Origin of the sequence: Rhizobium sp. Leaf321 (assembly GCF_001423215.1) — a bacterium.
In the GTDB taxonomy this organism is placed as follows: Bacteria; Pseudomonadota; Alphaproteobacteria; order Rhizobiales; family Rhizobiaceae; genus Neorhizobium; species Neorhizobium soli.
The window spans coordinates 23,446-48,768 of record NZ_LMOF01000009.1 but is presented as its reverse complement, the minus strand read 5'-3'; the positions used below and the strand labels follow the sequence as shown (position 1 = coordinate 48,768).

The 25,323-nt window shown below is 58.5% G+C and carries 24 protein-coding genes; 15 read left to right on the top strand and 9 right to left on the bottom strand.

Features of this window, described 5'->3' with window-relative positions; genetic code table 11:
- Positions 1–2 precede the first annotated feature (2 nt).
- The 8 genes from ASF70_RS23005 to ASF70_RS22970 all read left to right on the top strand — a co-directional run bounded on the left by ASF70_RS23005 (position 3) and on the right by ASF70_RS22970 (position 8,529).
- Positions 3–1,013 (top strand): ABC transporter permease, encoded by a 1,011-nt coding sequence (locus ASF70_RS23005; RefSeq protein ID WP_062583354.1) that lies wholly within the window; start codon positions 3–5, stop codon positions 1,011–1,013.
- Positions 1,010–1,858 (top strand): ABC transporter permease, encoded by an 849-nt coding sequence (locus tag ASF70_RS23000; RefSeq protein WP_062583254.1) that lies wholly within the window; start codon positions 1,010–1,012, stop codon positions 1,856–1,858. The genes ASF70_RS23005 and ASF70_RS23000 overlap by 4 nt, the downstream gene beginning before the upstream one ends.
- Positions 1,837–3,540 carry an ABC transporter ATP-binding protein gene (locus ASF70_RS22995; RefSeq protein WP_062583251.1) on the top strand — a complete coding sequence of 568 codons (1,704 nt, stop codon included), beginning with the start codon at positions 1,837–1,839 and terminating at the stop codon, positions 3,538–3,540. Before ASF70_RS23000 ends, ASF70_RS22995 begins: the two co-directional genes overlap by 22 nt.
- The gene (locus ASF70_RS22990; protein WP_062583250.1) at positions 3,537–4,619 is read left to right on the top strand and encodes an LLM class flavin-dependent oxidoreductase; all 1,083 of its coding nucleotides are present in this window, start codon (positions 3,537–3,539) and stop codon (positions 4,617–4,619) included. Before ASF70_RS22995 ends, ASF70_RS22990 begins: the two co-directional genes overlap by 4 nt.
- 157 nt (positions 4,620–4,776) lie before the next feature.
- Entirely contained in the window at positions 4,777–5,880 is a 1,104-nt protein-coding gene (locus ASF70_RS22985; protein WP_062583247.1) for an LLM class flavin-dependent oxidoreductase, read from the top strand.
- Positions 5,881–5,994: 114 nt separating this feature from the next.
- A complete protein-coding gene (locus ASF70_RS22980) occupies positions 5,995–7,176 on the top strand; it encodes an acyl-CoA dehydrogenase family protein (protein WP_062583245.1) in 1,182 nt (393 codons plus the stop codon).
- 53 nt (positions 7,177–7,229) lie between these two features.
- Positions 7,230–7,790: an NAD(P)H-dependent oxidoreductase gene (locus ASF70_RS22975; protein WP_062583244.1), complete on the top strand. Its 561-nt coding sequence runs from the start codon at positions 7,230–7,232 to the stop codon at positions 7,788–7,790.
- A gap of 481 nt (positions 7,791–8,271) precedes the next feature.
- Positions 8,272–8,529: a hypothetical protein gene (locus ASF70_RS22970; protein WP_156461924.1), complete on the top strand. Its 258-nt coding sequence runs from the start codon at positions 8,272–8,274 to the stop codon at positions 8,527–8,529.
- A 498-nt stretch (positions 8,530–9,027) separates the two neighbouring features.
- On the opposite strand, the gene ASF70_RS22965 is transcribed toward ASF70_RS22970, so the two are convergent.
- Together ASF70_RS22965 and ASF70_RS22960 are read right to left on the bottom strand one after the other, a co-directional pair.
- Positions 9,028–9,807, bottom strand: coding sequence for an SDR family oxidoreductase (locus tag ASF70_RS22965; RefSeq protein ID WP_062583240.1), 780 nt, complete (start codon positions 9,805–9,807; stop codon positions 9,028–9,030).
- Positions 9,804–10,133, bottom strand: a complete 330-nt coding sequence (locus tag ASF70_RS22960; protein ID WP_062583237.1) for a nuclear transport factor 2 family protein — start codon at positions 10,131–10,133, stop codon at positions 9,804–9,806. The genes ASF70_RS22965 and ASF70_RS22960 overlap by 4 nt, the downstream gene beginning before the upstream one ends.
- Before the next feature lie 138 nt (positions 10,134–10,271).
- Here ASF70_RS22960 and ASF70_RS22955 point away from each other — a divergent pair, with 138 nt between their 5' ends.
- Complete coding sequence (locus tag ASF70_RS22955; RefSeq protein WP_062583234.1) at positions 10,272–11,168, top strand: LysR family transcriptional regulator; 897 nt, start codon at positions 10,272–10,274, stop codon at positions 11,166–11,168.
- 356 nt (positions 11,169–11,524) lie between these two features.
- On the opposite strand, the gene ASF70_RS22950 is transcribed toward ASF70_RS22955, so the two are convergent.
- Together ASF70_RS22950 and ASF70_RS22945 are read right to left on the bottom strand one after the other, a co-directional pair.
- A complete protein-coding gene (locus tag ASF70_RS22950; RefSeq protein ID WP_062583233.1) occupies positions 11,525–11,812 on the bottom strand; it encodes a DUF1330 domain-containing protein in 288 nt (95 codons plus the stop codon).
- 80 nt (positions 11,813–11,892) lie between these two features.
- Complete coding sequence (locus tag ASF70_RS22945; protein WP_162238008.1) at positions 11,893–12,861, bottom strand: zinc-dependent alcohol dehydrogenase family protein; 969 nt, start codon at positions 12,859–12,861, stop codon at positions 11,893–11,895.
- Between the two features lie 189 nt (positions 12,862–13,050).
- Here ASF70_RS22945 and ASF70_RS22940 point away from each other — a divergent pair, with 189 nt between their 5' ends.
- Complete coding sequence (locus ASF70_RS22940; RefSeq protein WP_200943581.1) at positions 13,051–13,680, top strand: TetR/AcrR family transcriptional regulator; 630 nt, start codon at positions 13,051–13,053, stop codon at positions 13,678–13,680.
- On the opposite strand, the gene ASF70_RS22935 is transcribed toward ASF70_RS22940, so the two are convergent.
- The gene (locus tag ASF70_RS22935; protein WP_062583229.1) at positions 13,677–14,072 is read right to left on the bottom strand and encodes a tautomerase family protein; all 396 of its coding nucleotides are present in this window, start codon (positions 14,070–14,072) and stop codon (positions 13,677–13,679) included. The two genes, ASF70_RS22940 and ASF70_RS22935, sit on opposite strands and share 4 nt — an antisense overlap.
- A gap of 334 nt (positions 14,073–14,406) precedes the next feature.
- Between ASF70_RS22935 and ASF70_RS22930 the strand changes: the two genes are divergently transcribed.
- Positions 14,407–15,396: a zinc-dependent alcohol dehydrogenase family protein gene (locus ASF70_RS22930; RefSeq protein ID WP_062583226.1), complete on the top strand. Its 990-nt coding sequence runs from the start codon at positions 14,407–14,409 to the stop codon at positions 15,394–15,396.
- 488 nt (positions 15,397–15,884) lie between these two features.
- Here ASF70_RS22930 and ASF70_RS22925 read toward each other — a convergent pair whose 3' ends face one another.
- Positions 15,885–16,271, bottom strand: a complete 387-nt coding sequence (locus ASF70_RS22925) for a hypothetical protein (RefSeq protein ID WP_062454685.1) — start codon at positions 16,269–16,271, stop codon at positions 15,885–15,887.
- A 303-nt stretch (positions 16,272–16,574) separates the two neighbouring features.
- Here ASF70_RS22925 and ASF70_RS22920 point away from each other — a divergent pair, with 303 nt between their 5' ends.
- Entirely contained in the window at positions 16,575–17,111 is a 537-nt protein-coding gene (locus ASF70_RS22920) for an NUDIX hydrolase (protein ID WP_062454688.1), read from the top strand.
- Between the two features lie 219 nt (positions 17,112–17,330).
- Positions 17,331–19,001 (top strand): calcium-binding protein, encoded by a 1,671-nt coding sequence (locus ASF70_RS24695; RefSeq protein WP_062583224.1) that lies wholly within the window; start codon positions 17,331–17,333, stop codon positions 18,999–19,001.
- 314 nt (positions 19,002–19,315) lie between these two features.
- Here ASF70_RS24695 and ASF70_RS22910 read toward each other — a convergent pair whose 3' ends face one another.
- The 3 genes from ASF70_RS22910 to ampC form a co-directional block, all read right to left on the bottom strand.
- A complete protein-coding gene (locus ASF70_RS22910) occupies positions 19,316–19,543 on the bottom strand; it encodes a hypothetical protein (protein ID WP_156461923.1) in 228 nt (75 codons plus the stop codon).
- An 885-nt stretch (positions 19,544–20,428) separates the two neighbouring features.
- Positions 20,429–20,983 carry an EAL domain-containing protein gene (locus ASF70_RS22905; protein WP_082476224.1) on the bottom strand — a complete coding sequence of 185 codons (555 nt, stop codon included), beginning with the start codon at positions 20,981–20,983 and terminating at the stop codon, positions 20,429–20,431.
- Positions 20,984–21,289: 306 nt separating this feature from the next.
- Positions 21,290–22,435, bottom strand: coding sequence for a class C beta-lactamase (ampC, locus tag ASF70_RS22900; protein ID WP_062583220.1), 1,146 nt, complete (start codon positions 22,433–22,435; stop codon positions 21,290–21,292).
- 455 nt (positions 22,436–22,890) lie between these two features.
- Here ampC and ASF70_RS22895 point away from each other — a divergent pair, with 455 nt between their 5' ends.
- Positions 22,891–23,388: a MarR family winged helix-turn-helix transcriptional regulator gene (locus ASF70_RS22895; protein ID WP_062454697.1), complete on the top strand. Its 498-nt coding sequence runs from the start codon at positions 22,891–22,893 to the stop codon at positions 23,386–23,388.
- Positions 23,385–25,079, top strand: coding sequence for an FAD-dependent oxidoreductase (locus tag ASF70_RS22890; RefSeq protein WP_062583218.1), 1,695 nt, complete (start codon positions 23,385–23,387; stop codon positions 25,077–25,079). The genes ASF70_RS22895 and ASF70_RS22890 overlap by 4 nt, the downstream gene beginning before the upstream one ends.
- Positions 25,080–25,323: the final 244 nt, after the last annotated feature.

The following is a 25,323-nucleotide window of genomic DNA, read 5'->3' as shown; positions in this document are numbered from 1 at the left end:
GCGTGAACAATGCCTACCTGACCTACGCAGCAAAACGACTTGGCCAAGCGGCCGTCGTCATCCTGCTCGCCTATGTCTTTACGTTCGTGGTCGTCAGCATCCTGCCTGGCGACCCGGTGACCAGCGTGCTGCGCAATCCCCAGAACGGTTTCAGCGAGGAACAGATCGCAGAAATCATCGCGGCACAGGGGTTGGACAAACCGATCCTCGTGCAGCTCTGGAATGCGCTGTCTGGCTTCCTCAGCGGCGATCTCGGAGTATCGATGCGGTCCAACCGGCCCGTATCGATACTGATTGCCGAGGTTCTGCCGTCGACACTGATCCTTGCTTCGGCTGGTCTCGCTGTCGCACTGGTGTTGGCAATGGCGGTGGCCTACGGCACCCGTTTCGTTCCTAAGCGCTACGGTCAGGGCTTGCTCCGCGGTTTCCCCTCACTCTTCCTGTCGGTACCGAACTTCGTCATCGGGCTGGTTTTGATCCACCTTTTCGGTTTCCAGCTCGGGCTCTTCCGCGTCATCAATCCCGATAGTTTCTGGGCAACGTTCTTCGCGGCCGTTGCACTCGGAATTCCGATCTCGGCTCAGATCGCAGAAGTGCTCATCGCCAATCTCGACAAGGAAGCGGAGCAGGAATACGCGACTGTCGCTCGCAGCCGCGGCGTCGGCCAAGCTCGCCTCTTCGCCACCCATCTGCTGAAGCCGGCCTCGCTTCCCGTGGTCACGGTTATTGCTCTGACGATCGGAGAACTGCTCGGTGGATCTCTGATCACCGAAACGGTCTACGGCCGCACCGGCATCGGCAGCCTCGTGCAGAGATCCGTCAGCACACAGGATCTGCCGGTCCTACAGGCGGTCGTCTCGCTCGGCGCGGTCGTCTTCGTGATCGTGAACCTGATTGCCGACCTTCTCTATCCACTGCTCGACCCACGTGTAAAAATCGTCGGTGGGCGAAAACGGATTCCGACCACAGCGGATGAACCGTCTATCGGCGCGAGCAAGGCGGTGATCTCATGAGCCTCGTGTCACCTTCCTCTCTGCCAGGTGCCCGCGTCGCCGGCCGACTGACCGGCCTTCGCATGCCCGTCACCGTGGCGATCTCCTTCCTGATCGTCGCGATCGTCATCGCCTGGTCGCTGGCCCCGGATGCGTTCGCTGACCACAGCCCTATCGCCGGTGTTACCGCGGATAAGTTGCTCGGTCCCAGTCTTGCCCATTGGTTCGGTACCGATCACCTCGGCCGTGACGTCTATACCCGCGTCGTCTACGGTACGGCTTCATCAGTCTCGAGCGCGCTCATTGCCGTCGTGATCGGCGTAATTCTTGGCGGCTTTATCGGTCTCGTGTCGGGTTTTCTCGGTGGCTGGGTCGATGTTGTCCTCGCCAGGCTGGTCGATGTGCTCCTCGCCATTCCGAAGTTCCTGCTCGCCGTCATCGTGGTCACTGCAATCGGTTTCGAGACGATCAACGCTGCAATCGCCACCGGCGTGTCGGCAGTCGCGATCTTTGCGCGTGTCACTCGCGCGGAAGTCATCAAGACGCGGCAGGCGACATTCGTCGAGGCGGCATATCTGTCGGGTGGTTCGCGCTGGTTCATCCTATGGCACCACGTTCTTCCCAACGCCTCGCGCTCGGTACTGCCGCTCGCAGTTTTGCAGTTTGGTGAATCCATCCTGGTGATCGCCAGCCTCGCCTTCCTCGGCTATGGCGACCCGCCGCCTGCATCCGACTGGGGTCTGCTGATTTCGATCGGCAAGGATTATCTCAAATGGCCATGGCTCGTTTATGCGCCCGCCCTCGTCACCATCTTAACCGTCCTCTCCGTGAATAGGATCAGCCGATGGCTTCGCAAGACAGACTGACTCCGACCGTACTTCACCAGTCAACAACTGCACCACTTCTGCGAGTTCGCGACCTGTCGGTATCCTACGGGAGACAGGAAGTTGTTCATGAGATCGATTTCGACCTCGGCCGCGGTAGGAGCCTCGCCCTGATCGGCGAATCCGGCTCCGGCAAATCCACCATCGCCCGCGCAGTCCTGCGTCTTCTCCCGGGCGGTGCGACCGCTTCCGGACAGGTCGAATTCGAAGGGCAGGATATCCTGACGTTACCGGAGCGGCGGTTCCGGCCGCTGCGTGGACGCGCCATCGGGTTTGTCCCGCAAGATCCGAGCAATGCTCTTAACCCGGTGCGCACGATCGGCGTGCAGGCTATGGAAGCCGCGGCACTGACCGATGAACCGAACGCCGCCATCCGCAAGGCGCTCGTTCTCGAAACCTTTGCCCAGGTCGGACTCGATAACCCGCAGCGGGTCTACGAGTCCTATCCGCACCAGTTGTCCGGCGGCATGCTACAACGGGTGCTAATTGGTCTGGCGGTGCTGCCGCGCCCCGTACTCCTGGTGGCCGACGAACCAACCTCAGCGCTTGACGTCACTATCCAGAAGCGCATCCTCGACCTGCTGTCGCGCCTGCAGCAGGACCTGAACATCAGCCTACTCCTCATCACTCACGATCTGGCCATTGCAGCGGAACGAACCGATACTTTGGTCGTCCTTCAAAATGGCAGCGTGCAGGAAGCCGGCAGAACAGAGGCGGTGTTCCGCTCGCCTTCTTCGGCCTATGCCAGAAAACTGCATGCCGACGTTCCAGCGCTCAACCCCGATCGGTATGCGAAACTTCGCGATCCGGGGCTTCGTCTGGCAAAGGCCGGAGACGCACCGAAGATTGCGGTCAGCGGCCTTACTAAGAGATTTACTGTCGACGGCAATATCCTGACGGCCGTCGATGACGTTTCCTTCTCCGTCCCGGGCGGGACAACCCATGCGTTGGTCGGCGAATCCGGTTCGGGCAAGACGACGACAATCCGCCTGCTGTTGGGTCTCGAAGAACCGGACACAGGTGAAATCCTGGTGGCCAGCGAGCGTCTTGCCGGGCGTTCGCATCAGTCGCTGCGCGCAGTATGGCGGCATCTCCAGCTCGTTTACCAGAACCCGTTCACATCGCTCGACCCGACCTGGTCCGTTGAAAAGCTGGTGCGCGAACCGCTCGACCGCTTCAAGATCGGGACGCAAAAAGACAGAACCGAACAGGTCCGCGAAGCATTCGCCAATGTCGGGCTGGCAGACCACCTTCTGACCCGCAAGGCGGGCGCGCTTTCGGGTGGCCAGCGGCAGCGCGTCGCTATTGCCCGCGCTCTGGTGCTGAAACCCGATGTCATCGTGCTGGACGAACCCACCTCGGCGCTAGATGTCAGCGTCCAGGCAGACATCGTCGAGGTGTTGCTGTCCCTGCAAGCCAGATTTGGCCTGACCTATATCTTCGTGTCGCACGATCTGGCGCTTGTCCGTCAGCTTTCGCATACGGTTTCGGTGATGAAGCGTGGAAGCGTCGTCGAGCAGGGAAGCGTCGCGGATATCTTCGACAGTCCACGGCACGCCTACACTGCCTCGTTGCTGGAATCGATACCGTCCGGGATCGTAGGCCCTGAACCCCTCACACGCACCAAACAGATACGTGCCCTCCGGAAGGAGAAGATCGCATGACCATCACTCTCACCTCGGCGTCTCTTCCCGCATCGTTCCGTCCGAAGCAAAGACTGGGCTTCAACACACGGGTGTCATTCAACGACGACGCGGGCCCTGCGAAAGGCCTGCGGGACGGTATCGAATTATTCCGGCAGGCCGAGAGCCTGGGCTACCAGTCGGGCTGGGCGTATCAGCGGCATTTCGACCACTACCTCTCCTCGCCGCTTCCGTTCTTTGCGGCCGTCGGCCAGCATACTAGCCGGATCAGGCTCGGGTCGGCGGTTATTCCGATGCGCTATCAAGATCCGATCCTGCTTGCCGAGGCCGCAGGCACGACCGATCTCCTAGTCGATTGCCGCCTCGAACTCGCCATCGCGACCGGGGTGAGCGCGGCTTTCGATGCCGTGTTCGGCGCGGTCGATACCGATGCACGAACGGAAGCCAAGCGCCGCCAGGCCCGCTTCCTGTCGGCTATCTCAGGCGAGATCCTGCACACGGTCGCCGAGCCGGGTCAGGGTGCGCCTCAGGGTGCCGAGCTGCGGGTCACCCCGCACAGCGCCACATTGCGCAGCCGCATTCGACAGGGTTCAGCGAGCCTCGCCTCTGCAATTCAGGCGGCCGAGCTCGGCATCGGCATCATCTCCGGCACCGTTTTGCACGATCAGGACAAGGATGAGACCTTCGGAAACTACCAGGCTCGGATCATCGAGGCCTTCCGCACCACCTGGCGAAATACCTGGGACACGGAGCCGCCATCGGTCGCCGTCGCTGCCTCGATCCTGGTCGGCACCACTCCGGAACTCAGCAGCAAATACGCGGCTTATGATCTGGAGCGCCGCACAAAGGGCATCGGTGCATCACGCCCCAAGGGCGCACTCGCACCCCCCAGCCAGCCCGAAGGCGCACAGATTTCCCCGGTTTTCCAAGGAACTCCCGATCAGGTAATCGAGGCGGTTTTCAACGATCCCGGCCTCGCAGCCGCAGACGAGATCGTCCTGTTTCTGCCGCCGGCCTTCAGCCTTGCCGAAAACCTGCGTCTTCTTAACGATCTGGCACAGACGGTTGCCCCGGCACTGGGCTGGTCGCCGGCGCTCTGACAGACCTGGACGAGCGCACAGAGGTAGTCCGTCTACTGCGGCGTCATCTCAGACGAATATTTTCTACATAATCGATAGAATAAGAACGACCTGTCTTCCTCATCCACGGGCTGCTGCGTAACCTCACAGCACGGACCGGCAATTTCAAGGAGATACCATGACTGCGGAATTCATCAGCGTAAGCTTCCCCAACGCGTCGAATGACCTTAATCCCATTCCTGACGCACCTGTCGATCCCCTCTTCCTTGAGCGCTATTCCCGCTCTCTGGACGACTACGGCTTCAACTATACGCTGATCCCTTATTCGTCGTCCTCCTTCGATCCCTTCACGCTCGGCGCGACGGTTCTGGCGCACACGAAACATATCAAGATCATTGTGGCGCTTAGGCCGAACACCGTCTACCCAACAGTTGCGGCAAAATCGCTCGCGACACTCGACCAGCTGAGCGGCGGGCGCGTCGTCGTCCACTTCATTGCCGGCGGCAGTGATGAGGAACAGGCGCGCGAAGGCGACTTTCTCAACAAGGAACAGCGCTACGAGCGGCAGGAAGAATATATTCGGATACTGCGGCTTGCCTGGAAATCGAAAGAACCGTTCGATTTCGACGGCAAATATTATCAGTTCAAGCAGTTCCGCAGCGCTGTACGACCGACCAATGGTCTCATTCCGATTTCGCTCGGAGGTTCCTCGGATGCCGCCTACCGCATCGGTGGTTCGCTCTGCGACATTTTCGGACTCTGGGGCGAGCCGCTTGCAGAAACCAAGGAGCAAATCGATCGGATCTATGCGGAGGCGGCAAAGGCCGGTCGCACCGACCGCCCTCGCATATGGGTCACGTTCCGACCGATCGTCGCCGAAACCGACGACCTCGCCTGGGAAAAGGCCCACAAGATCCTCGACCAGCTGAACGCCAACCGCCAGAAGGGTTTGGCCCGCGCACCGATCAACGCGACACCACCGGCCAATGTCGGATCGCAACGCCTCCTCGATATAGCAAAACGTGGCGACGTTCATGACCGCGCGCTCTGGTACCCGACGGTCACTGCAACAAATGCCAGCGGTGCCACCACGGCGCTGGTTGGTTCGCCCCGCACGATCGCGGATTCCATCCTAGACTACATCGATCTCGGCGCCGATCTGATCTCGATCCGAGGCTACGACAATTACAATGATGCCGTCGACTACGGCCGCTATGTCCTGCCGCTGGTGCGCGAAGGCATCCGCGAGCGTGAAGAAGCTAGAAAGAAAGCTGCTGCATGAACGCGTTAAGGGTCCAGAGGAGCTGCCGGACATTACGCGATAGCAGCAAAACGGCTACCGGCATCTTTTTCGCGAGTAGCCGCTTCCGTCGACAGCCAGAAGGCATTGAACTGCATGACGTATGATCCAATCGCCCTCGACACCGCCACGCGCGAGCTCGCCGACGCCGCACCGGATGCGGATCAGACGGGCCAGTTTCCCTGGACCGGCATCAACGCCGTTCATCGAGCTGGCCTTCTGGAAAGCACCGTTGCGACCCGCTACGGCGGCAAGGGCGGCACCCTCGCAGATGCGGCGCATATTCTGGCAGCCCTTGGGCGCGGCGATCCTTCTGTGGCGCTGATCAGTGCCATGACGATCTTCAACCATCTCGGCCAGGCAACGAAGAACCACTGGCCGGAGGATCTCTACAGGCGCCTTTTGGCAGAGGCGAAACATCGTCCTCTTCTCCTCAATGCCGCACGTGTCGAACCCGAGCTCGGCTCGCCGGCCCGAGGCGGCCTGCCGGCCACGCGCGCGCGTCGCACGGCAAACGGCTGGTCGATCACGGGACGCAAGCGTTTCGTCACCGGGGCCTATGGCCTGACGCATTTCCTCGTCTGGGCGCATACGGACGAAACCCCCTCGCGGGTCGGAACCTTCGTTGTCGAGAACGGCCTGCCCGGTATCAAGGTGATCGAGAACTGGAAAAGCCTCGGCATGCGCGCTACCGGCTCGCACGATGTCGACTATACCGAAGTCGAGATCCCCGCGGAAAACGTGCTTGACCTCGTTGACCCGTCCGTCGCGCAGCAGGACAATCGCGCTCATGCCGCGATCAACTTGGCACTGACGGCGCTTTATCTTGGCGCAGCCGAAGCGGCACAGGAAACCTTCATCCGCTTCGCGCATGAGCGTGTGCCGGCCAATCTCGGCCATCCCATTGCCAGAACGGAACGCTTCGTCACATTGTCCGGTGAGATCGACCTGCTGGTTTCCGGCGCGCGCCAGCTCATTTTCGACACGCTCGAAGGCAACACGGGTGAAGCGGAGCCGCTGATAAGGGCGCGTCTCCTTGCGGGCCGCCAAATCCGCGAGGCCGTCGAGATCGCTGTCCGCGGCATCGGCAATCCGGGCCTCAATGCAGACCTTGGTCTCGAGCGGCATTTCCGCGATGTACAGTCGGTGCTCGTCCATGCACCGCAGGAAGATACGTCGATCTCCATGCTGGGCCGCGCCGCGTTCACTCGTTGGAACAGCGCCCCGGCAGCGCTCTCCAGTTATCCGGCACCGGTATCAATACTAAAGACAGGCTAACACGCGGCCCTGTCGCGAAACTATGGTCGAACGCAACATCGAAAGGCTACTGAATGAGCAACAACCTGATCGTCGGCTTTTCCGGCAACATCTCCCGCCCATCGAGCACAAGGCGCTTTGTCGAAACGGTGACCGAAACGCTGGCGCAGAGGTCGGGCCTGCAATATGTCGTCTTCGATGTCGAGGATCTCGGAGAATCGCTGGCAGCAGCCAGATCCGTCGCCGATCTCAACCCCGCTGCACGAAAGGTGATCCGCACGATCATCGAGTCAGAAGCCCTCGTTATCGGCTCCCCGACCTACAAGGGCAGCTACACCGGCCTCTTCAAGCACGTCATTGATCTACTCGATCCATCCGACCTGCGTGGCAAGCCTGTCGTGCTGACGGCGACAGGAGGCGGAGACCGCCATTCTCTGGTTGTTGAGCATCAGCTGCGCCCGCTCTTTGCGTTCTTCGAGGCTTTTGTTGTGCCGACTGCAATCTACGCCTCCGGCCGTGATTTCATCGATGGAGCGCCGTCGCCGGTCATACTCACCCGCGTCAGCCAAGCGCTCGACGAAGCCTCCCTGCTGATCAGCGCGCGGTCCCTATCCACGTCGATAGCAGCGGAGTAGATGTCGAACTTCCAGTACCCTAAAGCATGACAGCATATTCCGACGACATAGCTTCTGATGCACTACACTAGCTGGGTGCAACGGAGACTGAACCGAGTGGCCATTATATCCAAGGGCTGGATGTTGGGTGATGGCGAGTAGCATATGGGCGGTCGTTAACCGACTAGCCGAAATCATCGCACCGTGGGAAATCAGCCGCGGTCCCCTTAGAACCCAACCTCTACATCCTTCTTTTAGATGGAGGGAACGAACAATTGAAACCACAGTTGTTTAGCTCATGGATGGAGAAACCGATGAAAACTGGCCTCATTCTTACGTCACTCGTGGTTCTAATGCTTGCAGTGCTGGTCTCGAGCTTTCTTCCAGATGTGGAGGTGAAGGACCAACCACAGTCGTACCGCGTTGCCTCTTTCCACTGAGAGCGAAGCCTCTTTGCCACTCACGTGGATAAATTTCCGATTATAAAACTGTAGGACAGATGATGCCAACCTGGAAGCTGACCAAATACGAAGGCGCAATCGAGACCAGTCAGTGGGAACTGCCTGCAGAGTTGAACGAGGCGCAAGTCGAGGAAATCGTGCGGCGGCTTGTTTGCTGCAACCTAACTGAAGAAGAGGTCATTAACTCTTCCCTCCCAGCCGATAGCGCCAAGAAATATGTTCTGCTCGATCGAAATGAAGATCCCACGGTCATACATATTGGCAAGAACCCGTTTTACATCGCCGAGCTCGTCAAATGATCGGACCGGTTTTCCCTAGTCCAAGGTCCGCCTGGCTATCGTAGTGTCGCCGTGCTTCAAGTTTTCCAGCGTCTTTAGTTGAGCTAGATCCCCGCGTTGTGCTGTTACAACGATAATCTCGTTGCGGGCGTCGTGCCTGATGCCGAAAGGTGTCGCGCCTTGAACAGATACGAACCCGCGACCCGCAGACTGCTAATCTTCCATCTCGCTGATTATCCATGATAATGTCCTTTACCATGGATATACAAACCGAGCGCCGGACGCACTTAACGACACGGTATTCCATGATCGTCGAGTTCGGTAATGCAGCGCCATACAGAATAAAAACGCTAAGTCGATGTGAGATTCCGATCAGATCGGTCAACACGTCACCGATGACAACACAGGGCGCCATTGTGTTGCCCGTGGTGAACCGCGTCTGCGGGACGAGCTCTACTCCCAAATCGGCGGGTGGGACGCACCCGCCTGATCTGCATTGGCGATATATGGCCTCAATGCTCAAGCAGTGGGAACAGTCCCGCCGTCGATGACGTGCTCCGTGCCGGTGATAGACGATGCTCGATCCGATGCAAGGAATGCGATCAGGTCCGCGACCTCTTCCGGCGCGGCTGGCCGTCCCAGCGGGATGCCGCCGAGCGAGTTCATGATCACCTGCACCGCGTCGTCGTAGCTGATACCGGCTTGATCGGCTATGCGCTGGGCCAGGCCATTGGATCCTGGGCTTGCGATCCAACCGGGAGAGACGCGAACCACTCTTACGCCCTTAGGAGAAACCTCCTTGGAGATGCTTTTGCTGTAGGTGTTGAGAGCCGCTTTGGCCGAGGCGTAACCGGTCGTCGCTTCCGGGAGCGGCAGGATTCTCTGGATCGAGGTGACGTGGATGACGACACCGCTTCCCTGAGCGACCATGCCAGGAATCAGAGCACGATCGAGTCGGACCGCCGGGAAGAAGTTAAGGTTGAACTCCTTGTCCCACTCCTCGTCCGTGAGCACAGCATAGCCGCCTGAAGGTGCCGAAGAACCGCCCAGCACGTTCACAAGAATATCGAGGCCGCCGAGTTCTCGTTGCACCGCGTCAACGACGGTTTGAACCCCCGTCGGGGTGGTCAGGTCGGCTTCAACGAATGCCGCACCGGAGAAATCTGCCGGCTTGGTGCGAGCGCTGGTCAGGACACGGGCGCCAAGTTCCTTGAAGAGTGCTACGGTTGCAGCGCCGGCGCCCGAAGTGCCGCCGGAAATCAGGGCGCGACGGCCCTGCAATGTGAGGAACTGCGTCATACCGTGATCTCCAGTTCGGCGACCTTGTCGCCCGCGAGAACGAAGAAGAACCGCAGGTCGATGGGGCTTCCGGGGAAGTCGCCGACAGCGTGGGCCGTCACCAGGGTTTTGCCGTTTTCACTGGTGATCAGAAAGGGCTCGACCGTGTAGTTGTATTGCTGGCCTTCGTCGGCCATCCACGTGCGAATGGCATCGCGACCCTTGTGGGTTTTGCCCTTATCCTTCACGGTACCGTTTTCGGTAAACGCGGCCGCGACAGTTTCCGGCCCTCCATCGCGGTCAGCATCGAAATAGGCTTTGATGCCCTTGGGTAGCTTTATCGTCATCTGTGTCCTCCAATCATGTTTCCAGCCTTTACCGGCTGGAACTTCGACCCTCTTGCGGCCGACAAGGTCAATCTAAGGCCATTTGATTGACATGATAACTGGGACAAAGCAGGATGAGGAATTGCGAAAAGAGGGACAATGTCGCGATCTGTTCTTACCGACCTCGATGCCGTTCTGAGCATAGCTCGGCTAGGCTCTTTCCGGGCCGCTGCGCTTGAACTCGGCATGTCTACGACCGCACTGAGCAACGCCATCGCGAAGCTTGAGGAGCGATTGGGCATTCGCCTGTTCAACCGGACAACACGTAGCGTTTCGCTGACTGATGGGGGAAAGACCTTTGTCGAGCGCATTGGACCGGCAATGACCGACATCCACGATGCCATGCTTGCGGCTCAATCGCTTCAGGATACTCCGACAGGCACATTGCGCATCAACGCATTTGCGTCGGCAGCCCGAGAGGTGATGGAACCGCTCATCCTGACGTTCATGCGGCGTTACCCACAAGTCCATGTTGATTTGGTCACGGAGGGTAAACTCGTCGACATCGTCGCGGCAGGGTTCGACCTCGGCCTGAGGACCGTTGATCTCGTTCCCAACGACATGATCGTTCTGCCACTCGGTCTCGATCGTAGCAATGCCGTCGTCGCGTCGCCGGATTTCTTGCGCACTCACGGCACGCCAACCGAACCAGCCGACCTTTATCGGTTCCGCTGCATTCGTGCCCGGCTTCCCAATAATGCCTTGTTTCGATGGCGGTTCGAGAAGGACGGGAATGCCATGCAGATCAATGTACAAGGCTCGATCACGCTGGACGAGCCAAGTCTTGTGAGGATAGCGGCTCAGAACGGCGTTGGAATTGGATATGTCATGGAAGCGGATGTGCGCGATGACATTGCGGCTGGTCGATTGGTGCGCATTCTCGAGGACTGGACCCCTTCCCTGGCACCGCTCGCACTGTACTACCCTGGTAGAAAAAATCCACCGGCCGCCTTCAGTGCGTTCATACAGGCTGCGCGAGAATTTTCCCATCGGTAGTCGTCCGGCGAATATCGACGACATCGTCGTTACGCACCAACATAATTTGACGTCCGTGTGGTTGTGAAGTTTTGCCCGGAAAACGACCGGAATCCGCACATCAAACTGTTCGGAATCTAAAGCCGCATAATTGCGTCATGGAGTTTGAGCGTAATGCGTTGGCTCCCGGGTTCAGCCCAAAGCGCTCAATGTCGTCCGGACGAGGACGCGCAGCTTCGCGCCCTAATCTCAGCCATTGAGCACGATCTCGACACCTGCCACTTCGTCATCCAGCTTTGAGCCGCTGCCACTTAAGATGTCGAGAGCAGTCCCAAAGCTGGTGCTATTCGAGATCCCCTACGCCATCGTGCTAGCTGCTACTCACCAACGACAATGAGGCCGTTGGAGGTTGCTGCCGTCTGTCGCATCGCTTTCAGCGGCTGATAATCCGGCGCGTCGTAAAAGTCACGAACGGCTTGACGGTTCGGAAACTGCAGCACGACAAGCCACGTCGGGGACCATTGTCCCTCAACGATTTCAGGATGAAGCTCCTTAACGAGTGGTTTGCCACCAAACCGCCCCGCCAAGGCGATCACTGCTCCCTCGTAATTGGTCATCGCGGGTAGATCATGGACAGTGAGATCGATCAGGACTAGGGCGGTCATGGTTTCGTGCCTTAGATTGAGGATTGCGGCGAGGCCGCTCCATTTACAGGGTCATTAGCCGGGCGGCGATATCGACGCGATTAGGCAGCGGTGAAGTCGAGGATTACCTTGCCGCCGCGTTCGGCATGAATAGCCGCCTCGACAATAGCCGACGGCGGATAGACGCCGCTGATCGGGGTATGCAGGTCGCCACTGACGACAAGCGGCAGGACTTCTCTGACGGCGGCGGGTGCTGCTGCGGCCGAGTCCGGGTTGCCAAGGAAGAAGCCGTGGACGGTAACCTGTTTGAAGATTGGCGACCAGGCCGGGATCGACATCGTCGCGCTACCGAGAATGGAATAAGCTACCACTGCCGCGCGAGGCGAGACGATGGTAGCTAGCAGTCCAATCGCCTCCCCGCCGATCGCATCAATTCCCAGGCCGATGCGGCCGCCGTTGACCGCTTGTTCGGCTTCAGCCGCGGTGTTGTCGCCGGCGACCAGAACCACATCGGCACCCGCTTCCTTCAATTCATCGACAAGCTCGGGGCGACGGACGATATTGAGCGTCTTCAGGCCGCGAGCTTTGGCCACACCGATCACTGCGCGGCCGACCCCCGAATTAGCGGCATTCTGGACCACCCATTCTCCAGGTTCGAGACTGGCATATTCGCTGAGCAATAATGCCGCCGTCGGCGGATTGATCCCCAGCATCGAAAGCTGATGTAGGTCGGCATCGGGCAGAGCGAATAGGCCCTTGGCAGAAATGGTCATCCGTTCGCGCCAAAGCCAGGTGAAGATAGGAAGAAGCACACGGTCACCGATGGCAAGATGGTCTACGTCCGTTCCCACACCGATAACGCGGCCGACGCCCTCGTTGCCCACGGGTCCGGGCGTCGGCGGCAGAACGGGGAAGCCGCCCCTGATAACATAAACGTCGTGGGGATTAAGCGGGGACGCCTCGAGCTGAACGAGCACCTCGTTCGGGCCAGGAGCTGCTGGCTCAGGGAAGTCGGCGAAGCGCAACACGTCACGGGGCTCACCGAAGGCGGAAATCTGGATAGCTTTCATCAGGGTCTCCTTGGTCATACGGTCAGTCGTTATCGAAGAATATTTATGGAGTCGCTACTCCATAAATAGTCCATGAACCGCTATCGGGCTTCAGTCAACATAAAAGTGGAGCTATCGCTACAATTATGTTAGGTGCGGTGCAGACGGAGAGACCAAGCAGTTATGCTGACAGCGAGGAAGGGAGTAACAATGATGATCAAGGGCGAGGGCCAGGCGTCGAAAGCGCGTGGACGGCCGCGGCTGTTCGACCGGACAGCGGCGCTCGACCGGGCGATGCGCGTGTTTTGGGACAGGGGCTACGAGGGAGCGACCTTCGACGAACTGATCGCCGTGATGGGCCTCAGCCCCTCGAGTTTCTACAACGCTTTTGGCAGCAAGGAGGCCCTCTACCGGGAAGCGGTCGGTGCATATCTCACCGGACCGGGCGGCTTTTTCCCTAAGGCTTTGGCCGGGGGGGGACCGGCGAAGGATGCGTTCGCGCGGCTAATGATGGCTACGGCGGCAGCCTACACTGACGAAGTGGGGCCTGCTGGCTGCATGATCTCGCTGGCCGGGCTGCACGACGCCCCGGACCGCGCAGACTTTCGAGACTTTATGCGTGAAGTCAGAGGGAGGTCGCGCACATTGATGATAGAGCGGCTCGACGAGGGTGTCCGAAACGGCGACCTGCCTGAAGGGACTGACGTCGCCCAGATCGCCGAATTTTTCGAAACAGTATTTAGAGGCCTGGCTGTCCGTGCGCGTGACGGCGCCGATCGCGAGACGCTTGAAAAGATCGGCGTCATGGCGCTCGACGCTTGGCCGGGCGTGCGCGCCTAGTCGTCGCCCTTGTCGACCGCGCTGAAACCTCGCCCAAACGAAAAGTTCTCCGAAGGCAATGGAATGAGGGTCACGAACACATCGTCCGGCCTGATGCCGACATTGTCGCGCAGTCGCTGAACGATCTCCTTCAATAGCACTCGCTTTTGAGACATTGGACGCGACGCCGGAATGTGGACGGAGATGACGATCGCACCCGCTGAGCGTTCCACATTTCCGTAGGAAGGATGCAGAAACATGTAGCCTTCGGCGTGCTCGTTGATCACGACGAACTTATCTTCCGGGGGCAGTCCAAAGCTCTCCTGAAGAGAGTGTGCGAGCGATTCCGCAATCGCTTTACGCTGATCCAGCGAAAACAGATCCTTTGGGACGTGAACGTTAAAAAACGGCATGACATGATCCTCATTCGTAGCGTTTACAGGTGCGCACCGCATAACTGGAGTTATTGCTCCAAATTGCCTTGCTCGCGATTGACCTGCGCGTCAACAAGTTATTGGAGTCAAGTCTCCAGAAAAATTCTGGCAGAAGTCCTTGTGTCGGAAATCCATAGGGCAGGTGTAGCAATCGGTCACAGCTCTGTGAGGTGTCGGGCTCGGAAAGCGGCTACGGCGGCACCGTCAACACAATATGGAGCAATTCCTCCATATTGTGTTGACACCATTCGGAACGTCTCTTAGGGATATTTGGAGCATTCGCTCCTTAAATCCGTACGCATGGAGATATTTGATGACCAGAGTAGTTAGAATTCACGAATATGGCGACGCCAGCGTACTCCGGATCGATGACGTGGACGTCCCGGCGCCAGCGGCCGACGAGGTTCAGATCAAGGTCAAGGCAATCGGGATCAACCGTGCGGAGATCATGTTCCGCAATCACGCCTACCTGCAGGATGCACACTTTCCAAGCCGTCTTGGCTACGAAGCCTCAGGCGTCATCGAGATAGTCGGTGCATCTGTCAAAGGTTTCGCCATCGGTGACGTGGTCAGCGTTGTACCCTCACCGGACATTTCTAACGGAGGGACCTACGGCGAACTGGTCAATGTGCAATCGCGCTTGGTCGTCAGACATCCGGAGAACTTGTCTTTCGAGCAAGGCGCAGCGGTTTGGATGGCATATGTTACAGCGTGGGGCGGCCTGATCGAGCAGGCAAAGCTCTCACAAGGAGAGGCTGTTATCATCTCCGCAGCGTCAAGCAGTGTCGGCGTCGCGGCGTTCCAGATCGCTAAAACTGTAGGCGCGACCGTCATTGCGACGACGCGAACCAGCGCTAAGCGCCAGGCCCTTCTTGATGCTGGCGCCGACTACGTCGTTGCGACGGAAGAAGAAGACCTTGTTGCTAGGGTTCTTGAAATCACGAATGGCATCGGCGCTCGCGTCGTGTTCGATCCGGTAGGCGGACCTTCGTTCGTGCCTTTAACGGCCGCCATGGCGCGGGGTGGCATCTTGCTTGAATATGGCGTGCTCAGCGCTGAGCCAACGCCATTCCCGCTCCTTACAGTCCTGAGCAAGAGCCTGACCCTGAAGGGTTACCTCTACACCGAAGTCGTGTCGGACGATCCGGTCCTCGAACGCGCCAAGACTTTCATCACAGACGGTTTGGTGTCGGGCGCGCTCAGGCCCCTGATCGCACGTACCTTCGCCTTCGACGACATCCAAGACGCTCATCGTTTTTTGGAATCCAACGAACAAATCGGCAAGGTCGTTGTCAGGCTCTAACCCACTTGCGCCTTATCGACTCGACGTCGATCAGGACTAAGCAAGGCCATGAGGTCGCTTTGGGTATTGATCGCGATTTCGACGTGACGGCCAGCACCTATCAGACATGCCCACGTCCGCTGCCGTCGCGGGCGTGTATTCCTATTTGGCTCGGTCACAGCGACCGCCATTCTACACCCTAAACCGACGTGTGCATGACATTTCAGCTGACGCGCTCAAGCCTTGGACGATGATTGCTGCAATGCACTGGTCGCAATACTAAATGTTCAGAAATCGGTAAAGATTTACGATTGTTCTCAGGTCTTGAGCCAATTCGAACCAACGATCCGGTTGTGAGTTGGTCGTCATCAGCCAAGTTGTATGGTCTAGCTGGCTTCGCGTCGCAATCGTACATCGGTCCGAGCCAGCGATCCGCTCAAGTAGCTCTGCGATCATGTTGACAGCGAAAGGCAGCTCTAGTCCAATGTCTCATTGGAGATCTCGGTGGCTCATCCATGAGTGCGATCAACTAGAGCCATAATGACCAGCCCCGCTGCTACGCCGGCTGCGAACAGGCTCAGTCCAAGAGTAACACTCCTGGCTGACAGTCGTCTCGGCTTGGAGACACCTGTATGGGCTTGATTGACAGCTGAGGCCTCAAGAATGTTGTCTTCCTGGATCTGCTCTGGGGATGGTCGGGGCTCCCGGGCAGCCGGTTGCGCGACTTCCGAGGCCGGGACGTTGGCGACCGTCACCTGCCGAATATTTTCTTCATCGTATTTCACGGTGAATCCTACGGCGCCATCTGACTTCAACTTCGTGAGGACTTTCTGAGCTGCTTCGACTTCATCCGCGCCTTCCTTGAACGACGTCTGGGTGACGAGGTAATATGGCATGCGGGACTGCTTTCTATTCGCGCGATTGCAGTGTGATCGACCAGAACGACTTGCGCCGTCAAGGGCACCGCAGCCATGCACCCCCCTGCTCCTCTTCCCAAATCGACAGGGCAGGCAATGATCGGGCTGCCGCAGACGGAGCAGCGGCGCGTTGCGCGCGAGGCGGAAGGCTGACCTTTGCAAAGCCAACTTCGACCCAGACAATCATTGCCGGCGTCGGCGACTAAAGGCCGCCGTCACAAAACCGTCATTAAAAGCGGACGTCGCGCTGGAAAGTATCGCGAGAAAACAGCATCTAGGGGAATGAAGTCTGTCAAGAACGCATCCAAGCAACCACCTTTCAAGCGGCAAACTCTGCTGCAGCAGTTAGCCCAGACGCCGGACAAGCTGTTCAATGGCAAGTTCAGGCAGCAATATGCGGCTCTTTGCTACCGGCACGCGGCTGACCGCGACGGCATAGAGATACTCGTCATCACTTCGCGCGACAGCGGTCGCTGGGTTATCCCCAAGGGCTGGCCTATGAAAAAAAAGAAACCCCATGAGGCAGCCGAGATTGAGGCCCAGCAGGAAGCGGGCGTACGTGGCCGGGTCAAGAAAAAGCCGATCGGCAGTTACACATATTTGAAATGGCTCGACAACGGCGATGTTGCGCCGTGCGTGGTTGACGTTTACGAAATCGAGGTGGAGGATGCTGCATCCGACTACAAGGAGCGTGGTCAGCGCACACTGGAATGGGTTTCTCCCGACGAGGCTGCTCGGCGAGTTCGAGAAGTGGAGCTGAAATCCCTGCTCGTCGACTTCAAGCCGCGGCGTAAATCTGCGACATCCACTGCAAAGTAACTGCTCGTCCGCTGGACGAACACTACGCCTTGATAGGATTCGAATCAAAGACCCCTGCCATTCGGTGACAACCCTTTGCGCCCTCACTCAATATGGCCATTGCGGCGTGACATTGAATTGACCATAAGAGCGGAAATGCCGTGCCGGGGGCTAAGCGTCCCTACCCGTTTGCCCTAGAGACAGCGAAGCCAAACCGATGACACTGCACATGATGGGCAGATGACCGAAAAGATCGTGATTAGCAGGGACCGCACCGCTCCCTTGACGGTTTTTGAAACCGGCAGCGAGTTTGTCCTCAACAAGGGGGTGACGCTGAGCACAGCCGCGACAGCGATTGTGGCAACCGGCGCGGCGACGCAGCGCGATTTTTTCATCAACGGCACGGTGCTTTCCGCTTCCAATTACGTCTTCCAGTTCGGTGCAACCGCGGTGACCGATAGCCAAAGCCAGTTCGTGGTCAGCGCGTCCGGCGTGGTCAAGGGCCAGGACTATGGCCTGAAGATCGACAGCGGCGGTCTGGAGCTCATCAATGACGGTACGGTGGCGGCACGCCTAACCGCGATCACCATTGCTGCAACGGCTACGACACTCGTCAATACCGGCCTGATCGAATCCTCTGCCGCTATCGGCATCGCCGTTTCCGGCAGCAACGCGGAAATCATCAATCACGGCACCACGCATGCGGCGCTGGATGTGGCGCAACTGCGCGGCGCCTCGGCCATTCTCACCAACAATGGCGAACTACGCTCCGACAAGGGCTCGGCGATCGTGTCGAGCGGCAAAGCGGCGGTTTTGACCAATCACGGCACCGCGGCCGGCACCGGGACCACCATCGCATCGTCCGGAGACAATGCGACGATCACCAATGACGGCGCCGTCATCTCGACGAAGGGCGGCGCGATCACGGCGACCGGCGCTGTGGCGATCATCACCAATAGCGGCGAGATCACTGCTTTGAAGGACGCCATCACGCTTACCGGCGATGACGGCAAGATCACCAATAACGGCCTGATCAAGGCCTCCGGCTATGCGATTGCCGTCTCGGCCGACGATACGATCATCACCAACAACAAGACCATGACGGCGGCGGGCGGCATCCAGGTCGGTGGCGCCGGTGAAACCGTGACCAATGACGGTACGATCACAGGCACGCAGGCATCTCTGGCGACGATCGATTTTTCGGGTGCGAGCAAAGCGGCGCTGCAAAACAACGGCCTGATCAAATCGGCGGGCACCGCACTCCTGGGCGGCAACAGCGCCGATTCGCTCTTCAACAAGGGAACCATCACCGGCGACATCAAGCTGGGCAATGGCAATGACTATTTCGACGGCACCGGCGGCAAGGTCAACGGCACGATCTATGGCGGCAACGGCAACGACGTCTATGTGATCAGCGACGCGAAGATCAAGCTTTCCGAAAATACCGGCGGCGGCACCGACCTCGTCAAATCGGCGGTGTCGTTCACGCTGGGCAACAATTTCGAGAACCTGACGCTGAACGGCGCTTCGGCCATCAACGCCACCGGCAATGCGCTGGCCAACCAGCTTCACGGCAATAGCGGCAAGAACGTCATCGACGGCAAGGCAGGCAATGATATCATCTGGGGCCATGGCGGCGCCGATATCCTGACCGGCGGCGCGGGCGCCGACCAGTTCGTCTTTGCCACCAGGGACGGCAAGGACAAGATCACCGATTTTGCCGCGACCGGTTCGAAGCACGACATCCTTGACCTCACCGGTCTTGGTAGCATCACCGACTACAAGGACCTAGTCCAGCACCATATGAAACAGGTCGGCCAAGACGTTTATATCGATGGCCTGAACGGCGACAGCATCCTGTTGCAGGACGTAAAGCTGGCGGCCCTCGCTGCCGGCGATTTCCTGTTCTAAGCGGTGACGGCACTCGCCAAGGGGGAAGTAGCCAATCTGGTAGCCTGCCTGGTTTCTAACGAATCCGCCTTCGTCACCGGAGCCAGCTTCTACATCAACAGCGGCAGTTTGTTTTCTTAGGTAGTACTTTTCCGTCGTGTTTTCGCTCGGCCGTGGAACTCCCACAGCTCAGCAATCTTTTGGCCTACGATTGGACCGTAGATCCGCCGCTCAACCGCCGCTGAAAAGCTGGCAGAGAGGGGGTAACTTCTAAGGGAACAACGGACTTTTTCCCTTAGCCACCTGCACAATAGGGGGGCCGAACCTGGTCATTATCAGACTTCCCGGAGGCAGTGCTTGACGAAGTACGACAAACGCCTCTCTTTCTCGCGACCCTCCAACAGCTCCTGGTAGTGGTTTCGAAGATTCTCTGCGGTGATCGATCCCGCAATCCACTCTTCGACAGCGTTTAGGTATGTGGGATCGTCCTCGAATTGCAATCCAAGTGCATGGGCTTTGTTGCCGACCGCTTCGAATATCTCGCGGCGTTTTTCAATCGTCATGTGAATCTCGGTGGCGGCATCCAGAACCGGCCTGCCGTACTCTCCCGCGAGAACATTCGTGCCGATGTACGCGGAACACAACGGCTGATTCGTGCCTACCTCAAACGCATAGCCTGCCTCTCATATTGACGGAACCGAAAGCTGAAGGCGGCATGATTGCAGTAGATGGCTTGGAGCGCGAGAATGCGTTTTGTGAAAGTAACAGCGTGGATATTTCTTGGCCTTTCGGTGCTGGTTTTGGTCTTGCTGCTTTCGGGTTGTACGGTATTACCGATAGATACCACCTCTTGTCGGTAATATGCCTCTGGCAATGCCGTTCCAGATCGCAAGCGGAGTGTGTCGGTGCCGGTTGTCACCTTCTAACGACATGTTCCGCTACAACGTTACCAGTTGCTGAGGACGGAAGACGCAACTCCCGCAACAATTCCTTAAACAAAAAGCCTGATAACCTGTCAGTGTCTTGGCATCGCCTTGCCGAGATGTTGGACGACCGAGACGGACGTTTCAAGCATGATCGTCTCGGTCGTTCTCGGCCTCCAGAAAGGTGAAGGTATTCGATCACAGCCTTTTCCTTTCTGGTTCGGTCGGTGATAATGAGCGCACGTTAGAACTGAACGCACCCATTCTGGCCCTCGTCAGGCACACCGTCAGCTAGGCGGGACGCAAACTCGTATGTGGCCGCTCCATCGCCAACGATGAGCACGTCCAGCCGCCTCGCGATCTACAGTCGCGCAGCACTTTCACCGATCTTGTCCGGCGCCACATTCATGGTTGGTTCCCCTAATTAGCGGCAGCGACAAAGCCGTCCGGCTCATTAGCCAGCGCACCCTAGTTTTGAACTTCGAGTTTCAGCGAGAGGCAATCCCCATTCTACTGAGAACTCGCTTAGGCCGCTATACGTGGCGGTATTCCGGAAGCAGCTTTCTTCAGAACCTCGCACAACACTACGAACCTTCGATCACAAGTGCGCAAGCAGCTGAACGATCTCGCTAACTTTGCGCATGGATAGGCGCGCGACTTGCGCTGCACCACCGGACGCTTACGATCGATCTTGCCGGTATCGAATTCTATCAGACGCAGCCCTGACAATCCGGCAAAACCCGTACCGAAGTCGTCCAGCCAAACTTGCACGCCCAACTTTCTCAAATCGTTGATGCAGAGAGCTACATCCTGGTCTAGTTCCAGCTCTATGCCTTCCGTAATTTCGAGAGCGGGCCTCGCTCCTGCTAAACCAAAGTCTGCGAGCGTTGAAGCAACGAAACTCGAGAAGTCCGGCATCTTGAGCTCAATCGGCGAAACAATCACACTTGCGACCTCCACCTTACTCTCTGCCAAAAGGTCGCTGCGGACGGTTCGTGTCGCCCAACGCCCGAGCTCGATTATTGCCCCTGATCGTTCCGCGACGGGGGATGATATCGACCGGCGCGATCGATGTGCCATCCGGCCGACGAACGCGTACTAGAGATTCGGCAGCCGCCAATCTGCCCGTCTCGACATGTCAAATTGGCTGATAGACCAGGGACACCAGCCGAAGACCACGACCGTGTTCCGACCAACTTTCTTCTCAGCGCACGATCAAGAAGCTCCCGTAGCTACAACATCAAGGATGCTGCACATCCGTGGTCCGCGCACTGCAGATTCTGCGACGGCAGCATTATTAAGCGACCGGACTTCGATCATGCTATCTGTCAGCCTAGTCCTCGCTTGACTTGGAGTACGCATGGCCCTCGGCTCGCGACGTTGCCGCTAATTCGCGAGCAACGCCTGTATCAGTGAATATGTCGCCCTTACGCGAGCTTCATTCGGATAGTTTTTGTTTGCCAGGACAACCACGCCGATGTCCTCGCTCGGCAGCAAAGCGATGTAACCGCCAAACCCGTTCGTCGAGCCGGTCTTGTTCAGGATCACATTCTTCTGCGGAGCAAGCGATGGGCTGTTTTTTTCCGCTGGTTGTGGCTTCATGATGAAATCATAGCCATTGCCAGACGTCATTGTCTGCAGGTCGGCGGGCCATGGGTACTGCTCCCAAATCATATCCTGTGTGAAAAAAGCAGTTTTGTACTGACCTTCATGGGTTCTCTCGATCGCGTTGCGCAATTCGTCGGGAGCTTTCCCGTGCCCCAGCTCCACATCAAGAACTGTTAGCATATCTCGGACGCTCGACTTCACGCCATAGGCCTCCGCGTCTAAGACCCCAGAGCTCACCCGAATTGGCGCATTGGTCTTTCGGTCATAGCCGAAAGCGTAACGGTTCATGTCACTCTTCGGAACGTCTATCCACGTATGGTGGAGCCCGAACGCAGGGAAGAGCACGTCTTGCAAGGCCTGCTTGTAGTTGGAGCCCATGGCTTTGCCAGATATATAGCCGAGCATCCCGATGCTGACGTTCGAGTAGCTGCGCGTTCCCGGTTGCGGCGGGTTCCAATCCTTCAGCCAGCTCACCAACCCATCTACATTGGAAACGTTGTCCGGCACCTGCAATGGCAGTCCGCCCGAATGATGTGTTGCCAAATCCATGAGTGTAAGTTTGTCGCCAATTGAACATGCGTCGACACAGACGTGATGTGCCACCGTATCACTGAGGCTGAGCTTTCCGCGTTCTTCAGCCAATGCCGCAAGCGTCACGTTGAAAATTTTGCTTATCGAGCCAAGCTCAAACAGCGTATCAGGGGTGGCCGGACGGTTGTCGGCACGCGAGGCCAACCCGACCGCATAAAACTCATGTTTGCCGTTCCTGGTAACTCCAACGACGAGTCCGGGAATACCGTATTCCTTTATGACGGGTTCGAATGAAGCTTGCGCCTTCTCAGCAAACTCGTCGGCCTTCGCAACTGAGCCGCATGAGGCGAGTACCGCGATAGAAAACGCGACCAGACAAGAAAATTTACTCATTCGATACGCTCCACATCAATATTCCAAGATTGAGGTTCGCGACATACTGTCGGCCTTGGGGCAAAGTTGTGACAACGTTCAACATTTGAGCAGTTTTATCAATTGTCCACTCGTCGTCTCAGCCCCCCACGCGCATGGTCAAGGTGCTGGGCACTCAGCGGTTACGATCATGCTTGATGATGCTGTGTTTCCTCGCCTTGAACGGATCCGAACCTTCGACTTCGGACACGAGGTTAAGCTAACCGCACCTTGGTTTCAAAATCATTGGGCTGAGATAGCCCATTGTCTAGTGCCGTCATTTTGGATTGTAGAAGCGCTCGAAGTAGTCGAACACATCCGCTCTGGCATCATTCCGCGTCCGATAGACCTACCGCAAACAGCTAACTGGAACGACGGGAACCAAAGCTTGCTCCGAGTGTTATAGCAGCATGTTGTCATAATGACAGGATGTTGATTTGAGTAACTCTCCTCCCTCTGCCCATGTCAGGGATCTTGCGCTTGCGGTGTTCGAGACTAACGGCCGTTTGGTCGACGCAGGCAATGAGCTGGTCCGACCGATTGGCTTGACGACCGCTTGGTGGCAGGTTCTCGGTGCTTTGGGCTATTCACCCCAACCCCTCCCGGTAGCGCACATTGCCCGCAACATGGGGCTGACCCGGCAGGCAGTGCAGCGTGTCGTCAATCTGCTGCTGGCAAACGGCCTGGTCAGCGAGCAGCCTAATCCGCACCACCAGCGAGCCAAGCTAATTGTCCTCACTACCGTTGGCCGGGCTGCACTTGCCGGGGCCGAGACAGCGGTCGCCCCGCTCGATCAGGCCATCCTTGATCAGATCGGCGCCGATCGACTCGTCGCAGCCGTCGCCGTGCTTCGCGAGATGAACGCAGTGATCGCCGACAGCCTTTCAACGACGGCGGACCCTGCAGCACCCTCAACGCCCAAGGATATCGCATGAACAGCAAATTCCTCCGTGACGGCTTCGACGCCGAGGTTATCATCGTGGGCGGCGGACCGATCGGTCTGACGACCGCTTGCGCGCTTGCACATCACGGCGTCGACTGTCTCCTGATCGAACAGCGACGCCAGCCAAAGGAGTGGTCGCGGGCCAACAACCTGTGGGCCCGGCCGCAGGAACTGCTTGCCAGCATCGGCGTACGCGACGCCATCGCCGCGCAGGCTTACAGCATCACCCAGGTCAACACGCTCCTGAACGGCCGCAGGGTCGATCCCGTCGAGATCGCGGACGTACCAAGCCCATACGGGCCCGTCCTCTACAGCGGACAGGACGTCATCGAGAAGACACTTGCCGAACAGGCGCAAGCCAAGGGTGGCAGGATCGAGCGCGGGCGCAAGGTAACGGGGTTCGCACAGGACGAGGAAGGCGTGACCGTGACGCTCGCAACGGTCAGCGAGGACGACGAGAACGTGACGGTCGGCCCCGAGGAAACGCTGCGTTGCCGCTATATGATCGGCGCGGACGGACCCAAGGGCTTTGTCCGCGAAGAGCTCGGTCTCGGCTTCGAACCGACGAAACTGCCAAACTGCATGAACCGTCAGGTCGATGCCAAGCTGAGCTGGCGCCGCTCGACCGACTTCGACCATCTCTGGTTCTTTTACTATCCGCGCGGTTTCTGCGGCGTGCTGCCGGTGTGGGACGGCTACCACCGCCTGTTCTTCCTTGCCGACGACACCGGCATCCCCGATCGCGATCCAACGCTTGAGGAAATGCAGGCGATCGCGCGCGAAGTCACCGAGGATGAGACGCTGACGCTCACCGATCCTATCTGGCTGACGCACAGCCACTTCCAGCACGGCGCCTCGGCGCACTACGCGAAGGATCGGGTCTTGCTCGTTGGCGATGCCGGGCACCTGTCGCTTCCTGCCGGCGGCCAGGGCATGAACTCCGGGTTTCACGATGCGATCGGCGTCGCATGGCGGCTGGCGTTGGTGCTGGCAGGCAAAGGCACGCCGATATTGCTCGAATCCTACGACGAGGAGCGTGGCGGCGAGCATCGCCGGCTGGATTACCAGCAGGTTCGCGGCTTCCAGAACAGCGTGTATCGCGGGAAGGTGAAGGACGCCGCGATGGATGTCGCAGCGCGCTTCATTCCTAACATCGGCACTCTCATTCAGGGCAGCGCTGATCTTCAGCAATTAACCGTAGGCTATCCCGACAGTCCGCTGAGCGAAGACCACCTTGGCGGCTTGCGCGATCTGCTGAGCCGCCATGCGCCGAAGGCGGGGGAGCGGGCGCCGGATGCGAAGGTGATTGCCGCAGATGGTGCTTCATCCACGCTGTTTGCGCATCTCTACAATCCCGACGGATGGAGCTGGGGCTGGTCGCTGCTCGCCTTCGATGGCCGGCGGGCCGACTCGCTGCCCGAGTTGCAGCAGGCATTCACCGAGGTCGAGTGCTGGGAGTGGGTCCGACCACGGCTCGTGCTGGGGTCCGCGGTTGCCGGCAAGGACGATGCGAAGGTCCTCTACGATCTCGATGGTGAAGTACACGCTGCCTACGGCGTCGGTGACAAAGCAGCACTCATACTGGTTCGGCCGGACGGTCATATCGGCTTCCGTGGCAGGGCCGACCGGCCAGACATGCTTCGCGCCTACTGCCTGAAGGTGGCCGGTCGCGAGGGGGCGTGAGCGGCCTGAAACCGCAAACTGACATATCGCAAGCGCGGAGCGCAGTGCCCCAAAATAACATCGTTTTCGGGCAAGACGGCAGCCGACCCGTGACGTCGGCTACCGCCACCCCCTTCCGGAAACCTGCCATTCCGCTTACCACCCCAGGTCAGACATCGTGGCTGATCAGGCGAACGGTAACTTCCAGGTCATTCAACAACAGACTGAATGACCGAAAAGAGGGCGCATAGCGGCCCAATATCCA